We start from the raw sequence: 15,088 nt of genomic DNA on the forward strand, positions 1-15,088 counted from the left end.
CCGGCGGCTCGCGGTGCTGGCGCTGCTGGCGGCGGCGCTGCTGCTGGCGCTGGTGGTGGACGCCGCCACCGGCCCGGCGCTGCTGCCGCTCTCCGAGGTGGCGCGCGCCCTGCTCGGGCTGGAGGCCGACCCGACCACGCGCATCATCCTGTTCTCCATCCGCCTGCCGATGGCGCTGATGGCGCTGGTGGTGGGCGCCGCGCTCGGCGTCTCGGGGGTGGTGATGCAGACCATCCTGAACAACCCGCTGGCCAGCAGCTACACGCTCGGGGTCTCGGCGGGGGCCGGGTTCGGGGCGGCGCTGGCGGTGGTGGCCGCCGCCGCCTTCCCCTGGCCGGAGGCGGTGGGCGTGCCGCTGATGGCCTTCCTCTTCGCGCTGCTGGCCTGCGCGGCGGTCGCCGGCATCGGCCGGCTGCGCGGCGCGGGGGCGGAGATGCTGGTGCTGGCCGGCATCGCCCTGCTGTTCCTGTTCCAGGCGCTGCAATCCCTGCTGCAATACCTGGCCTCGCCCGAGGCGCTGGCGCAGATCGTCTTCTGGCTGTTCGGCAGCCTGCTGAGGGCGAGCTGGACGAAGCTCGGCCTGGTGGCGCTGGTGCTGGCGCTGACCCTGCCGCTGCTGCTGCGCGATGCCTGGGCCTTCACCGCGCTGCGGCTGGGGGAGGAACGGGCGGCCGGGCTCGGGGTGAAGGTGGCGGCGCTGCGGCTGCGCGCCTTCGGCATCGTCTCGCTGCTGACGGCGGCGGCGGTGGCCTTCACCGGCACGATCGGCTTCGTCGGGCTGGTGGCGCCGCACATCGCCCGGCTGCTGCTGGGCGAGGACCAGCGCCTGCTGCTGCCCGGCGCCGCGCTGTGCGGCGCGCTGCTGCTCTCCGCCGCCTCGGTGGCCAGCAAGACGCTCTCCCCCGGCGCGGTGTTCCCGATCGGCATCGTCACCGCGCTGATCGGCATTCCCTTCTTCCTGTGGCTGATCCTCTCGGTGCGGAGGCGGCATTGGTGAGGGCGGAGGCGCTCACGCTGCGGCTGGGCGGGCAGCCCATCCTGCACGGGCTGGACCTCGCCGTGGCGCCGGGCGAGGTGGTGGCGCTGCTCGGGCCGAATGGCAGCGGCAAGTCGAGCCTGCTGCGCGCCCTGGCCGGGTTGCTGCCGCATGGCGGGCGGCGCGTGGCGCCGGCGCGCACCGGCTACATGCCGCAAGACCAGGGCGCCACCGGCGGCGCGCTGTCGGTGCTGGAGGTGGTGCTGCTGGGCCGGCTGCGGCAGCTCGGCGCCGTGGTGGCGGAGGCGGACCTGCTGGCCGCCGCCGCCGCGCTGGAGGAGATCGGCATCGCCGCCCTGGCCGAGCGGCCGCTGGCGGCGCTGTCGGGCGGGCAGCGGCAGATGGTGTTCCTGGCGCAGCTGCTGGCCGGCGCGCCCGAGGCGCTGCTGCTGGACGAGCCGACCAGCGCGCTCGACATCCGCCACGGGCTGCATGTGCTGCAGCTGGTGCGGCGCCTGGCGCGGGCGCGCGGCCTGCCGGCGCTGGTGGTGCTGCACGATTTGAACGCCGCGGCGCGCTGCGCCGACCGCATCGCGGTGCTGCGGGAGGGGCGGCTGCTGTGCTGCGACGCCCCGGCCGCGGTGCTGACCCCGGCCCTGGTCGAGACGGTGTTCGGCGTGGTGGCCGAGATCCGCCCGGCGCGCGACGGGCTGCCCTGCGTCATCCCGCTGGCCCCCGCCTGAGCGGGCGGGCGGCGCGCGCCGCCCGCCCGGCACGGTTCAGTTGCCGGCCGAGGTCAGCGCCTGCAGCCGGTCATACTGCTCGCGCGTCCAGCCGGCGCCGGCGGCCTGCTCGTTGTGCAGCGGCAGGGCGGCGGCGCGGAAGGCGGCCAGGTCGGGCGTGATGACGGTGCGGCCCTGCTGGCGGAACCAGTCGGGCAGCGCCAGCTCGGCCTCGCGGATCTGCCGGCTGGCGCGGTTGGAGGCCTCGGCCAGCACCTCGCGGAACACCGCGCGGTCGGCCTCGTTCAGCCGCGCCCAGGTGGAGCGGCCGACGATGGTCAGCAGGCTCTCCGTGATGTGGCCGGAGAGCATGATGTGGCTCTGCACCTCGTAGAACTTCTTGGCCTGGATGGTGGGCAGCGGGTTCTCCTGCCCGTCCACCGTGCCCTGCTGCAGCGCCAGATAGACCTCGGCGAAGGCGATCGGCGTGGCGTTGGCGCCGACCGAGCGCGTGAACATCAGGAACAGCGGCGCCTGCGGCACGCGCAGCTTCATGCCGCGCAGATCCTCCGGCCGGTTCAGCGCGCGGTTCGCCGTCAGGTGGCGGGCGCCGTAATAGGTCAGCGCCAGCGAGGTGTGGCCGGTCTGCCGGTCATAGCCCGCCATCAGCTCGCGCAGCAGCTCGCTCTGCCGGTAGGCCGCGAAATGGCCGTAGTCGCGGAAGATGTAGGGCGCGTTGCTGATCGAGATCGGCCGGTAGGTGGCGCCGGCGAAGGCGACCCCGGTGTAGATGATGTCCACCGTGCCGAGCGTCAGGCCCTGGTTGATGGTGGGCTCGTTGCCCAGCGCGCTGGCCGGGAACACCTCGATGTTCCAGCGGTTCTGCGTGCGCTCGCGGATCTGCTGGGCGGCCCACAGCGCCTCGGTGTGGTAGGCCTCGTTGGTCTCGTAGACATGCGCCCAGCGCAGGCGCTGCTGCGCCTCGGCCTGGGTGCCGAACAGAATCCCCGCGGCGAGCGCCGCGCTGGCCAGGATCGCTCGGATCATTCCTCTCCCCCTCGGCGCCTTGATGGCGCCGCTCCTTGTATGATGACACTATGGCGGGGGGCGATTTCGTTGCGCAAGAGGCTTGGCTGGCGCTTGACGTCCCGGCGCGCGGGGGTGGCCGTGCCGGCGGCGCCGGGCCTAGGATGACCGCCCCCTGGAGGAAACAAGACGATGGATGCCCTGTCCGAGACACCCTTCATCCGCCTGCACCCCGAGGACAGCGTGATGATCGCCCGCCGCGCCGCGCCGGAGGGCACGCCGGTGGCGCCCGGCATCGCCACCGCCGTTCGCATCCCGCCCGGGCACAAGGTGGCGATCCGCCCCCATGCGCCGGGCGAGGCGGTGAAGCGCTATGGCCAGATCATCGGCTTCGCCACCCAACCCATCGCGCCGGGCGACTGGGTGCACACCCAGAATTGCGGCATGGGCGATTTCGACAAGGACTATGCCTGGGGCGCCGATGCGAAGCCCACGCTGTATGTGCCGCAGCCGGCGAGTTTCCAGGGCATCGTCCGCCCGGATGGGCGGGTGGCGACGCGCAACTACATCGGCATTGTCACCAGCGTGAACTGCTCGGCCCACGTCGCCTCGATGATCGCCGATGCCTTCAAGCGCAATCCCTTCACCGGCTCCGACCCGCTGGCCGAGTTCCCCAATGTCGACGGCGTCGTCGCGCTGACGCACAAGACCGGCTGCGGCATGGGCGACAATGACGGGCTGCGGCTGCTGCGGCGGACGCTGGCCGGCTATGCGCGGCACGTCAATTTCAGCCATGTCATCGCCATCGGGCTGGGCTGCGAGGTCAACCAGATCTCCGGCCTTCTGCAGGAGCAGAATCTGGCCGGCCGGCTGCGCAACATGGACATCCAGGAGATGGGCGGCACCCGCAAGACGGTGGAGGCCGGCATCGCCTTCGTGCGCGAGGTGCTGGCCGAGGCCAACCAGGTGCACCGCCAGAGCGTGCCCGCCAGCCACCTGACCATCGCCCTGCAATGCGGTGGCTCGGACGGCTATTCGGGCATCACCGCCAACCCGGCGCTGGGCGCGGCGTCTGACCTGCTGGTGCGGCATGGCGGCACCGTCATCCTGTCCGAGACGCCGGAGACCTATGGCGCCGAGCACCTGCTGACCCGCCGCGCCACCTCCCGCGCGGTCGGCGAGAAGCTGGTCGGGCTGATGCGCTGGTGGGAGGAGTATGCCGAGCGCGGCCAGGCCGAGCTGAACAGCAACCCCTCCCCCGGCAACAAGGCGGGCGGGCTGACCACCATCCTGGAGAAGTCGCTCGGCGCCATGGCCAAGGCGGGCACCACGAACCTGACGGCGGTCTACAACTACGCCGAGCCGGTCACCGAGAAGGGCTTCGTCTTCATGGACACGCCCGGCTACGACCCGGTGGCGGCGACCGGCCAGGTGGCGGGGGGGGCCAACATGGTCTGCTTCACCACCGGGCGCGGCAGCGTGTTCGGCTGCAAGCCCGCGCCCTCCATCAAGCTCGCCACCAATTCGGCGATGTATGAGCGGATGGAGGAGGATATGGACGTCAATTGCGGCACCATCCTCTCGGGGCGCGAAAGCGTCGAGGAATGCGGCGAGCGTATCTTTCAGTTGATCCTGCGCGTCGCCTCGGGCGAGCGGACCAAGAGCGAGCAGTATGATTTCGGGGCGGCGGAGTTCGCACCCTGGCCGATCGGCGCAACAATGTAAGAAAGAAACTTCTTTTTCTGAAGAAAAAGAAGCAAAAAGACTTTTTTCAGTTTGGCGTCCCGCCTCAGGCCTGAAGCGGGACGCTTTCTGAAAAAAGTTTTTTGGTTCTTTTTTTCAAAAAAGAACGAAAGACCTTCAAACCGTCAGCAACCGCCGCACCGCCTCCTCGTCGAGCGAGCCGGACAGCCCGGCAAGCGCCACCTCGCCGCGCACCATGATGGCCAGCTGGTCGCCCAGTTCCCGGGCGAATTCGTAATACTGCTCGACCAGCACCACGGCCATGTCGCGGCTTCTCGCCAGCAGCGCGATGACGCGCGCGATGTCCTTGATGACATTGGGCTGGATGCCCTCGGTCGGCTCGTCGAGGATCAGCAGGCGCGGCCGCGCGGTCAGCGCGCGGGCGATGGCCAGCTGCTGCTGCTGCCCGCCCGAGAGGTCGCCGCCGCGCCGGCGCAGGAACTGCTTCAGGATCGGGAACAGCTCGAACACGTCATCGGGCACCTTGGAGCCGCGTGGCGCGGCGGCCAGCGCCGTCTCCAGATTCTCCCGCACGGTGAGGAACGGAAAAATCTCCCGCCCCTGCGGCACATAGCCGATGCCGGCGCGCGCCCGGTCGGCGGCGGAGAGGGCGGAGACATCCCTGCCCTCCCACATGATCCGCCCGCCCTTGATGCGCTCCAGCCCGACGATGGCGCGCATCAGCGAGGATTTGCCGACCCCGTTGCGCCCGAGCACGCAGGTGATGGCCCCAGGATCGGCACCGAGGGACACGCCGCGCAGCGCCCGGCTGGCGCCGTAGAAGAGATCGATGTTCTCGACACGCAGCATGGCTCAGCGCCCCAGATAGACTTCGATGACGCGCGGGTCGTTCTGCACATGGTCGATGCTGCCCTCGGACAGCACCGAGCCTTCGCACAGCACCGTCACCTTCTCGCCCAGCGCGCGGACGAATTCGAGGTCGTGCTCGACCACCACCACGCTGCGGCTGCCGGCGATGCGGCGCAGCAGGGCGGCGGTATGCTCGGTCTCCTGGTCGGTCATGCCGGCCACCGGCTCGTCCACCAGCAGAAGCTGCGGCTCCTGCATCAGCAGCATGCCGATCTCCAGCCATTGCCGCTGGCCGTGGGAGAGGATGGCGGCGCGGTCGGCGGCGCGCTCGGCCAGGCCGATCTCCTCCAGCACCGCCTCGATCTTCCGCCGTGCCTCGCCGGAGAGTACCCAGCGCAGGCAGGACCAGGGGTCGCGCGGCGCCTTCAGCGCCAGCTCCAGATTCTCGAACACCGTCAGCGCGTCGAAGACGGTGGGCTTCTGGAACTTCCGGCCGATGCCGAGATTGGCGATGGTCGCCTCGTCGAGCTTGGTCAGGTCGCGCTCGCCGAAGGTGACGGTGCCGGCGGTGGGGCGCGTCTTGCCGGTGATGATGTCCATCATCGTCGTCTTGCCGGCGCCGTTCGGGCCGATGATGGCGCGCAGTTCCCCGGGCTCGACGATGAGGGAGAGATTGTTCAGCGCCCGGAAGCCGTCGAACACCACCGAGACACCGTCGAGATAGAGGCGCGCGCCTTTCACTTGCCCTCTCCCTTGTGCAGCAGCCCGACCAGGCCGCGCGGCAGGAACAGCGTCACCGCCACGAACAGCCCGCCCAGCACGAAGAGCCAGAGATCCGGCGCGAAGGAGGTCAGCCAGGTCTTGATGGCATTGACCGAGAAGGCGCCGACCAGCGCGCCCACCAGCGTGCCGCGCCCGCCGACGGCAACCCAGACCACCGCCTCGATCGAGTTGCCGGGGCTGAACTCGCCTGGGTTGATGATGCCGACCAGCGGCGTGTAGAGCGCCCCCGCCAGCCCCGCCAGCATGGCGGAGAGCACGAAGACGGAAAGCTTCACCCGCACCGTGTCATAGCCCAGGAAGCGCACGCGGCTTTCGGCGTCGCGCACCGCGACCAGCACGCGGCCGAGCTTGGAGCGGGTGACGTGGCGGCAGAGCAGCAGCGCGCCGGCCAGCGCCAGCAACGCGGCGTAGAACAGCGCGGCGCGCGCCTCGGCGGTGTTCAGCCGCAGGCCGAGCAGCTCCTTGAAGTCGGTGAAGCCGTTATTGCCGCCGAATCCCATGTCGTTGCGGAAGAAGGCCAGCATCAGCGCATAGGTCATGGCCTGGGTGATGATGGAGAGATAGACGCCGGTGATGCGGCTGCGGAAGGCGAGGTAGCCCACCAGACCCGCCAGCAGCCCCGGCACCACCAAAGCCATGGTGAAGGCGAAGGGAAAACTGGAAAACCCCCACCAGTACCAGGGCAGCTCGGTCCAGCCGAGGAAGACCATGAAATCCGGCAGCACCGGATGGCCATAGACGCCGCGCGGGCCGATCAGCCGCATCAGATGCATGCCGATGGCGTAGCCGCCGAGCGCGAAGAAGGCGCCATGGCCGAGGGAGAGGATGCCCGCATAGCCCCAGGCCAAATCGATCGCCAGCGCCAGGATGGCGTAGCAGATCCACTTTCCCGAGACGGACACGGTGAAGTCGGAGACATAGAGGGCGGCATCCGGCGGCAGCCGGTTCAGCACCGGCAGCAGCGCCAGCACCGCGAGCCCGGCCAGCAGCAGGCCGCGCAGGAGGGTCCTGGGGTCCGGCCGCAGGCGCTGCGGGACGGAGAGAGAGGCGCTCATTGCTCGGCGGCCCTTCCCTTCAGCGCGAACAGACCTTTCGGCCGGCGCTGGATGAACAGCATGATGCCGACCAGCACGGCGATCTTGGCCAGCACCGCGCCCGCCCAGGGCTCCAGCATCTTGTTGACGATGCCCAGCGTGAAGGCGCCGATCATGGTGCCGGCGAGCGAGCCCACACCGCCGAACACCACCACCATGAAGCTGTCGATGATGTAGCCGGTGCCGAGATTGGGCGAGACATTGTCGATCTGGCTGAGCGCGACGCCGGCCATGCCGGCGATGCCGGAGCCGAAGGCGAAGGTCATGGCGTCGACCCGCCCGGTGCGGATGCCCATGGTGGCGGCGATGCGGCGGTTCTGCACCACGGCGCGCATCTCCAGCCCGAAGCGGGTGAAGCGGATGGCAGCGACCGTCAGCCCCAGCACAACCAGACTGAAAAAAATAATCCAGAGGCGGTTCTGCGTGACCTCGATGCCGAAGGGCAGGATCAGCGTGCCCTGCATCCAGGCCGGGCTGACCACTTCGCGATTCTGCGCGCCGAAGATCAGCCGCACCGATTGCTGCAGGATCATGCCGACGCCGAAGGTCATCAGCAGCGTCTCCAGCGGCCGTCCATAGAGGTGGCGGATCAACCCGCGCTCCAGCGCCACGCCGATCGCCGCTGTCACCAGGAAGGCGGCGGGCACGGAGAGCGGCAGGGAGAGCGGGGCGAGCGCCGGGATGCCGCGCAGCGCCTCCTGCACCACCACCGTGGTGTAGGCGCCGAGCATCACCATCTCGCCATGCGCCATGTTGATGACGCCCATCACGCCGAAGGTGACGGCCAGGCCAAGGGCGGCCAGAAGCAGGATGGAGCCGAGGGAGAGGCCCTGGAAGGCGGTCTCCGCCATGCGCTTCAGCTGCAGCCGGCGGTCGATGGCGGCGACGGCCTGGTCGATCTCCTCGGCCAGCGCGGCATTGGCGGCGCGCGCCTCCAGCAGCACCGCCCGCGCCGCCGGCGAGTTGGAGCCGCCGAGCAGGATGATGCCCTGGCGCTTGGCGCTCTCCTCCGGCGCGGCGAGGCGCGAGGCGGCCAGCGCCAGCTCCATCGCCGGGCGCACGCGGGGCGAGGCCTCGCGGCCCAGCGCATCCTCCAGCAGCGTGACATTCTCGGCGCTGCGGCTGCGGAACAGGCCCTCGGCCGCCGCCAGCCGCTCCGCCTCGACCGGCGAGAGCAGTTGCAGCCGGCCGAAAGCGCCGCGCAGCGCACCGCGCACGCGGTTGTTGATGCGGATGGTCTCGGCCGGGCCGCTGGCGGCCTCGCCCGTGGCGGCGTCGCGCAGCGCCTCGCCCTCGCGGATCAGCAGCGTGCCGTCGGGGCGCTTCTGCAGCCGGCCATCGGCCAGCGCCTGCAGCAGCGGCAAGGCGCGCGGATCGCCCAGCGCGCCGAGCCGCTCCACCGCCTCGGCCTGGGCGGCGAAATTGCCGGCCAGGCCGGGCAGCGCGGCGGTGAAACCGTCCTGCGCGCGCGCCGGCAGGGCGAGCAGCAGCAACAGGACCAACAGGTATCGCATCGCACCCTCCGGCGGCCGCGTGCCGTTGCGCAAACATGCGACCGCGCCGGGGCGGTTCTCCACCCCGGCGCGGCGCTGACAGGCTCAGCCGCGGCGGCGGTTGGCGTTCTCGGGGATGAAGGGCGACCAGTTCTCCGCCTTGATGGCGGTGGGCGTCTTGTAGACGACGTTGAACTGGCCGTTCTCCATGATCTCGCCGATCATCACCGGCTTCGACAGGTGGTGGTTGTCGAACATCTCCTCGGTGTAGCCACAGGGCGCGTCGACCTTCTGGCCATACATGGCGGTGCGCACCGCATCGACCGAGGTGGTGCCGGCCTTGGCCACCGCCTGCGCCCACATGCGGAAGCCGGTATAGGTGGCCTCCATCGGGTCGTTGGTGACGCGCTTGTCGTTCTTGATGTAGGCCGCCCACATCCGCTTGAACTCGGTGTTCACCGGGCTGTCGACGCTCATGAAGTAGTTCCAGGCGGCCAGGTGGCCGACCAGCGGCTTGGTGTCGATGCCGGCCAGCTCCTCCTCGCCCACCGAGAAGGCGACGGAGGGGATATCCTCCGCCTTGATGCCCTGGTTGCCCAGCTCGCGGTAGAAGGGGACATTGGCGTCGCCATTGATGGTCGAGACGATGGCGGTCTTCTTGCCCTCGCCGGCGAAACGCTTGACGCGGCTGACGATGCCCTGCCAGTCGGAATGGCCGAAGGGCGTGTATTCCTCCATGATGTCGGCATCCGCGATGCCCTTGGAGTTCAGGAAGGCGCGCAGGATGCGGTTGGTGGTGCGCGGATAGACATAGTCGGTGCCGAGCAGCGCGATGCGCTTGGCGCCGCCGCCATCATCGCTCATCAGATATTCCACCGCCGGGATCGCCTGCTGGTTCGGCGCGGCGCCGGTGTAGAACACGTTGCGCGACTGCTCCTCGCCCTCATACTGCACCGGGTAGAAGAGCAGGCCGTTCAGCTCCTCATAGACCGGCAGCACGGATTTGCGGGAGACCGAGGTCCAGCAGCCGAAGGTGACATCCACCTTGTGGACCTGCAGCAGCTCGCGCGCCTTCTCGGCGAAGAGCGGCCAGTTGGAGGCGGGGTCGACCACCACCGCCTCGACCTTGCGGCCGAGCAGCCCGCCCTGGCTGTTGATCCACTCGACCATCATCAGCACCGTGTCGCGCAGCGCCGTCTCGCTGATCGCCATGGTGCCGGAGAGGGAGTGCAGCACGCCGACCTTGATCGGCGCGCCCTGCGCGAAGGCGGGGCGGATGGCCGGCATGGCCAGCGCGCCGGCGGCGCCGGCCAGCAGGGCGCGGCGGGAGACGATAAGCCTCTGGGTCATGGATCGCTTCTCCTGGGGAGGCGGGCGCTGCCGCCCCGCATGGCGCCGATCCTCGCCCTGGCGTGAGCCCGGGCGTTATACGTCAAATGACGTAGGCGGGGCGCGCTTGACCCCGGCCGGCCGCCGGCCCCACTCTCGCCCTACCCCGAGAGCAGGCCAGGACCACCACCCCGCATGGCGACCCGCCAGCGCATCCTGCGCATCCGGCGCGACTACAATCGCTGGGTGGCCGATGAGAGCATGGAGGATTACGCGCTCCGCTTCACGGCGGAGAGCGCGCGCAAATGGTCGGCCTTCCGGGTGGCCAACACCGCCCTCGGCTCGATCTCCTTCCTGGCGCTGGAGGCGATCGGCGGCGCGCTGACGGTCGCGCATGGCTTCACCAACAGCGTCGCCGCCATCCTGTTTGTCTCGGTGCTGATCTTCCTGGCCAGCCTGCCGATCTGCCACGCCGCGGCGCGGGCGGGGGTGGATATCGACCTGCTGACCCGCGGCGCCGGCTTCGGCTATATCGGCTCCACCGTCACCTCGCTGATCTATGCCAGCTTCACCTTCATCTTCTTCGGGATCGAGGCGGTGATCCTGGCGGCGATGCTCGACAGCTTCTTCGGCGTGCCCCTCTGGCTCGGCTATATCCTGTGCGCGGTGGTGGTGGTGCCGCTGGTCACGCATGGCATCAGCTTCATCAGCCGCGTGCAGACCTGGACCCAGCCGGTCTGGCTGCTGCTGAACGTGATGCCGCTGGTCGCGCTGCTGGTCGCCAACCCGGACTGGATCGAGGGCTGGACGCAATATGAAGGCGAGCGCGGCACCGGCGGCTTCAACCTGCTGGCCTTCGGCGCCGCCGCCTCGGTGCTCTTCGCGCTGATCACCCAGACCGGCGAGCAGGTGGACTACATCCGCTTCCTGCCGCCGCGGGAGCGCCAGAAACCCTGGGTCTGGTGGGGCGCGCTGCTGGCCGGCGGCCCGGGCTGGATCGCCTTCGACGTGCTGAAGCTGCTGGCCGGCTCCTTCCTCGCCTATGCCGCGCTGCGCGCCGGGCTGTCGGTGGCCGAAGCCGTGCAGCCGGCCGAGATGTACCGCCTGGCCTTTGGCTATCTTCTGGCCTCGCCCACCCTGGTGCTGATCGTCACCTCGGTCTTCGTGGCGCTGTCGCAGATCAAGATCAACGTCACCAACGCCTATGCCGGCTCCCTCGCCTGGTCCAATTTTTTTTCCCGATTGACCCATAGCCATCCGGGGCGGGTGGTCTGGCTGGTGTTCAACATCGCCGTCGCCCTGCTGCTGATGGAGCTCGGCGTCTACAACACCATCGAGCAGGTGCTGTTCGTCTATTCCAACGTCGCCGCCGCCTGGATGGGCGCGCTGGTGGCGGACCTCGCCATCAACAAGCCGCTCGGCCTCAGCCCGAAGGGCATCGAGTTCAAGCGGGCGCATCTCTACGACGTCAACCCCGTCGGCGTCGGCGCCATGTTTTTGTCCGTGATAGGCTCCTTTGTCGCCTATTACGGGTTTCTCGGCGCGCTGGCCCAGGCCATGTCCACCTTCATCGCCTTCGGCATCGCCTTCGCCGCCGCGCCCGCCATCGCCTGGGCCACCGGCGGCCGCTACTACCTGGCGCGCAAGCCGCGCGCCGCCTGGGCACAGCGCAGCGGCCTGCACTGCGTCATCTGCGAGCACGAGTTCGAGCCGCGCGACATGGCCTATTGCCCGGTCTATACGGGCCCGATCTGCTCGCTCTGCTGCTCGCTCGATGCGCGCTGCGGCGATGGCTGCAAGCCGCATGCGCGGCTCTCGGCCCAGATCATGACACCGCTGCGCGCCGCCCTGCCGGAGGGCGTGATCGCCGCGCTGCTGACGCCGGTCGGCTCCTTCATGCTGGTCTTTCTGTCCTTTGCCGCGACCATCTCGCTGGTCTTCCTCGGCATAAGGGCGCAGACGCCGGCCAGCGCGCATCTCGACACCGCCTTCTGGAAGGCCTTCTTCGTGCTGCTGGTGATCGGTGGCATCACCGCCTGGGCGCTGGTGCTGGCGCGGCAATCCCGCCTGGTCGCGCAGGAGGAACCCCGCCGCCAGACCAGCCTGCTGATGAGCGAGATCCGCGCCCATCAGCGCACCGACGCCGCGCTCCAAAAAGCCAAGGAAGCGGCCGAGGCCGCCAATATGGCGAAAAGCCGCTACGTCATCGGCATCAGCCATGAGCTGCGCTCGCCGCTGAACGCCATCCTGGGTTACGCCCAGTTGCTGGAGCGCGACACCGCCATCCCCGAGCGGCGACGCGACGGGCTGCGCACCATCCGCCGCAGCGGCGAGCATCTGGCGGCGCTGATCGAGGGGCTGCTCGACATCTCCAAGATCGAGGCCGGGCGGATCGAGCTGTATCGCGACGAGATCCGCTTCCCCGAATTCCTCGACCAGATCGTGCAGATGCTGCGGCTGCAGGCGGAGGCGAAGAGCATCGCCTTCACCTTCGACCCGCCCGAGCGCATGCCCGAGGTCGTGCACACCGATGAGCGCCGGCTGCGGCAGATCCTGATCAATTTGCTCTCCAACGCCATCAAGTTCACCCGCGCCGGCGGCGTCACGCTGCGGCTGCGCTTCCGCTCCGAGGTCGCCGAGATCGAGGTGATCGACACCGGCATCGGCATCGCCGAGGACGACCTCGCCCGCATCTTCGAGCCGTTCCAGCGCGGCGCCAATTCGCACGCCCCCTCCACCCCCGGCGTCGGCCTCGGCCTCACCATCACCAAGACGCTGGTCGAGGTGATGGGCGGCGACATCGCGGTGTGGAGCCGGCTCGGCGAGGGCAGCCGCTTCCGCGTGCGGCTGCTGCTCTCCGGCAAGGCGCTGCGCCCGGTGGAGGCCGAGCGCCCGATCACCGGCCGGCAGGATGCGCAGCGCCCGCTCAGCGTGCTGGTGGCCGATGACGATGCCGCGCACCGCGCTTTGGTGCGCGACCTGCTGGAACCGCTGGGCTTCGTGGTGCGCGAGGCCGCGGATGGCGCGGAATGCCTGGCCCTCGCCCGGCAGGAAGCGCCGGATCTCTATCTGCTCGACATCGCCATGCCGGGCATGACCGGCTGGGAACTGGCGCAGCGCCTGCGCGAGGCCGAGGGGGAGCGGGTGCCGATCCTGATGGTCTCGGCCAATGCGCTGGAACTGGCCCCGCCGCGCGAGGGCCAGCACCATGACGACGTGCTGCCGAAGCCGCTCTCGCTCCCCGCTTTGCTCGAGAAGATTGGCACGCTGCTCGGTGTCACCTGGACCTTCGCCGATCCCGCCCCTGCCCTGCCGGCGCCGGGCACGGCGCGGCTCACCGCCGCCCAGGCCACCGGGCTGCGCCAGCTCGCCGCCATCGGCTATGTCGGCGGCCTGCGCGAGCGGCTGGATACGCTGGAGCGCGAGGCGCCCGAGGCCGCGCCGGCCATCGCCGAGCTGCGCGGCTACATTTCCGAGTACCGGCTGGACGCCTTCCTGGCCGCCTTGCCGCAGGAGGCCCCCGATGCCTGACCGCCTTCCCGAGCGTGCCGCCGATCGCAAGGACATCGTGCTGGTGGTGGATGACGCGCCCGGCACGCTGGGCCTGCTGAACGACACGCTGGAGGGCGCCGGCTACATGGTGCTGGTGGCGCAATCGGCCGCCGCCGCGATGAATGTGATCGAGCGCATCACCCCCGACATCGTGCTGATGGACGCGGTGATGCCCGGCATGGACGGGTTCGAGGCCTGCCGCCGCATGAAGCGCAACGCCGCGCTGATCTCGGTGCCCGTCATCTTCATGACCGGGCTCACCGAGAGCGAGGATGTGGTGCGCGGCTTCGATGCCGGCGGCGTCGATTACGTCATCAAGCCCGTGGCACCCGACGAGGTGCTGGCGCGCATCGGCGCGCATCTGGCCAATGCGCGGCTGACGCGCAGCGCGCATGCGGCGCTCGACGTCGCCGGGCGCTACCTGCTGGCGGTGGACCGCGAGGGGGCGGTGCTCTGGGCCACGCCGCAGGCCGGCGCGCTGCTGCGCGCCACCTGCCCGGAGGATGAGGACTCGCCGCTGCTGCTGCGCCTGCCCGGCTGGCTGCCGCTGGCCGAGGGCGAGGCGCCGCGCCTCCCGCCCGTGGCGCTGTCGGATGGGCGGCAGGTGGAGTTCCACCATGTCGGCCAGATCGGGCCGGAGGAGCTGCTGCTGCGTGTCACCGCCCTGGCGCCGGGGCGGGAGGAAAGCGTGCTGCGCGACCGCCTCGGCCTGACGGCGCGCGAGGCGGAGGTGCTGCTGTGGATCGGCCGCGGCAAGGCCAATCGCGACATCGCCGAGATCCTGGTGATGAGCCCGCGCACGGTGAACAAGCATCTGGAGGGCATCTTCGCCAAGCTCGGCGTCGAGAACCGCGCCGCCGCCGCGGCGCTGGCGGTGCGGGTGCTGGGCCATGGCTGAAGCGCGGCCCAGGCTTTGCATGGCGGCGCGCCGATGAGCCTGCCTTTGCCCCGCCACCAGCGCGCCCATGGCCGCGCCGAGCTGCTTTTCGCCGCCGACCCCGCCGCCCCGCAGGGTGGCGCGCGGCTGCGCCACCTCTACCAGGCGGCGCCGCTGCGCGTGCTGTTCCCGCGCCCCGAGCCCGGCGCCTGGCCGGAGGCCGCTCTGGTCAATGTCGGCGGCGGGCTGGCCGGCGGCGACAGTCTCTCCACCCTGGCGCGGATCGAGGCAGACGCTGCCGCGACCCTGACCACCCCGGCGGCCGAGAAGCTGTATCGCAGCCTGGGCGAGCCGAGTTGCATCGAGACCGAGCTGCATGTCGAGGACGGCGCCACGCTGGAATGGCTGCCGCAGGAGACCATCCTGTTCGACGGCGCCCGGCTGCAGCGGCGCATGCGCGCGCATCTGGCGCCGGGCGCGCGGCTGCTGGCGGCCGAGATGCTGGTCTTCGGCCGCGCCGCGCGCGGCGAGGCGATGCAGAGCGGCGCGCTCTTCGATTCCTGGCGGCTCTGGCGCGGCGGGCGGCTGCATTGGGCCGATGCCACAAGCTTCGACGCGCCGGAGGCGGCGCTGGCGCGCCCCTTCGGCTTCGGCGGCGCCGGCGCCACCGCCCTGCTGCTGCT

General features: G+C 70.2%; 12 protein-coding genes. 6 read left to right on the forward strand and 6 right to left on the reverse strand.

Features of this window, described 5'->3' with window-relative positions:
- Both HMPREF0731_RS05330 and HMPREF0731_RS05335 read left to right on the forward strand, forming a co-directional pair.
- Positions 1-997 (forward strand): FecCD family ABC transporter permease (locus HMPREF0731_RS05330; protein ID WP_007003019.1); only part of this gene is annotated, 997 nt, incomplete at its 5' end.
- The gene (locus HMPREF0731_RS05335) at positions 994-1,719 is read left to right on the forward strand and encodes an ABC transporter ATP-binding protein (RefSeq protein WP_007003020.1); all 726 of its coding nucleotides are present in this window, start codon (positions 994-996) and stop codon (positions 1,717-1,719) included. The genes HMPREF0731_RS05330 and HMPREF0731_RS05335, both read left to right, overlap by 4 nt.
- Before the next feature lie 36 nt (positions 1,720-1,755).
- On the opposite strand, the gene HMPREF0731_RS05340 is transcribed toward HMPREF0731_RS05335, so the two are convergent.
- Entirely contained in the window at positions 1,756-2,745 is a 990-nt protein-coding gene (locus HMPREF0731_RS05340) for a sialic acid TRAP transporter substrate-binding protein SiaP (protein ID WP_007003021.1), read from the reverse strand.
- Between the two features lie 171 nt (positions 2,746-2,916).
- Here HMPREF0731_RS05340 and HMPREF0731_RS05345 point away from each other — a divergent pair, with 171 nt between their 5' ends.
- Entirely contained in the window at positions 2,917-4,449 is a 1,533-nt protein-coding gene (locus HMPREF0731_RS05345) for a UxaA family hydrolase (protein ID WP_007003022.1), read from the forward strand.
- A gap of 135 nt (positions 4,450-4,584) precedes the next feature.
- Here HMPREF0731_RS05345 and urtE read toward each other — a convergent pair whose 3' ends face one another.
- The 5 genes from urtE to urtA all read right to left on the reverse strand — a co-directional run bounded on the left by urtE (position 4,585) and on the right by urtA (position 9,997).
- Positions 4,585-5,277 carry an urea ABC transporter ATP-binding subunit UrtE gene (urtE, locus tag HMPREF0731_RS05350; protein WP_007003023.1) on the reverse strand — a complete coding sequence of 231 codons (693 nt, stop codon included), beginning with the start codon at positions 5,275-5,277 and terminating at the stop codon, positions 4,585-4,587.
- A 3-nt stretch (positions 5,278-5,280) separates the two neighbouring features.
- The gene (gene urtD / locus HMPREF0731_RS05355) at positions 5,281-6,018 is read right to left on the reverse strand and encodes an urea ABC transporter ATP-binding protein UrtD (protein ID WP_007003024.1); all 738 of its coding nucleotides are present in this window, start codon (positions 6,016-6,018) and stop codon (positions 5,281-5,283) included.
- Positions 6,015-7,115, reverse strand: a complete 1,101-nt coding sequence (urtC, locus tag HMPREF0731_RS05360) for an urea ABC transporter permease subunit UrtC (RefSeq protein WP_007003025.1) — start codon at positions 7,113-7,115, stop codon at positions 6,015-6,017. Before urtC ends, urtD begins: the two co-directional genes overlap by 4 nt.
- Positions 7,112-8,668, reverse strand: a complete 1,557-nt coding sequence (gene urtB / locus HMPREF0731_RS05365) for an urea ABC transporter permease subunit UrtB (RefSeq protein WP_007003026.1) — start codon at positions 8,666-8,668, stop codon at positions 7,112-7,114. The genes urtC and urtB overlap by 4 nt, the downstream gene beginning before the upstream one ends.
- An 84-nt stretch (positions 8,669-8,752) precedes the next feature.
- A complete protein-coding gene (urtA, locus tag HMPREF0731_RS05370) occupies positions 8,753-9,997 on the reverse strand; it encodes an urea ABC transporter substrate-binding protein (protein ID WP_007003027.1) in 1,245 nt (414 codons plus the stop codon).
- 174 nt (positions 9,998-10,171) lie between these two features.
- Between urtA and HMPREF0731_RS05375 the strand changes: the two genes are divergently transcribed.
- The 3 genes from HMPREF0731_RS05375 to HMPREF0731_RS05385 form a co-directional block, all read left to right on the forward strand.
- Positions 10,172-13,507: a hybrid sensor histidine kinase/response regulator gene (locus HMPREF0731_RS05375; RefSeq protein ID WP_007003028.1), complete on the forward strand. Its 3,336-nt coding sequence runs from the start codon at positions 10,172-10,174 to the stop codon at positions 13,505-13,507.
- Positions 13,500-14,426, forward strand: a complete 927-nt coding sequence (locus HMPREF0731_RS05380) for a response regulator transcription factor (RefSeq protein ID WP_007003029.1) — start codon at positions 13,500-13,502, stop codon at positions 14,424-14,426. The genes HMPREF0731_RS05375 and HMPREF0731_RS05380 overlap by 8 nt, the downstream gene beginning before the upstream one ends.
- Before the next feature lie 33 nt (positions 14,427-14,459).
- Positions 14,460-15,088: urease accessory protein UreD (locus HMPREF0731_RS05385; RefSeq protein WP_007003030.1), on the forward strand; the 629-nt coding region annotated here is incomplete at its 3' end.

Origin of the sequence: Pseudoroseomonas cervicalis ATCC 49957 (assembly GCF_000164635.1) — a bacterium.
GTDB lineage: Bacteria > Pseudomonadota > Alphaproteobacteria > Acetobacterales > Acetobacteraceae > Pseudoroseomonas > Pseudoroseomonas cervicalis.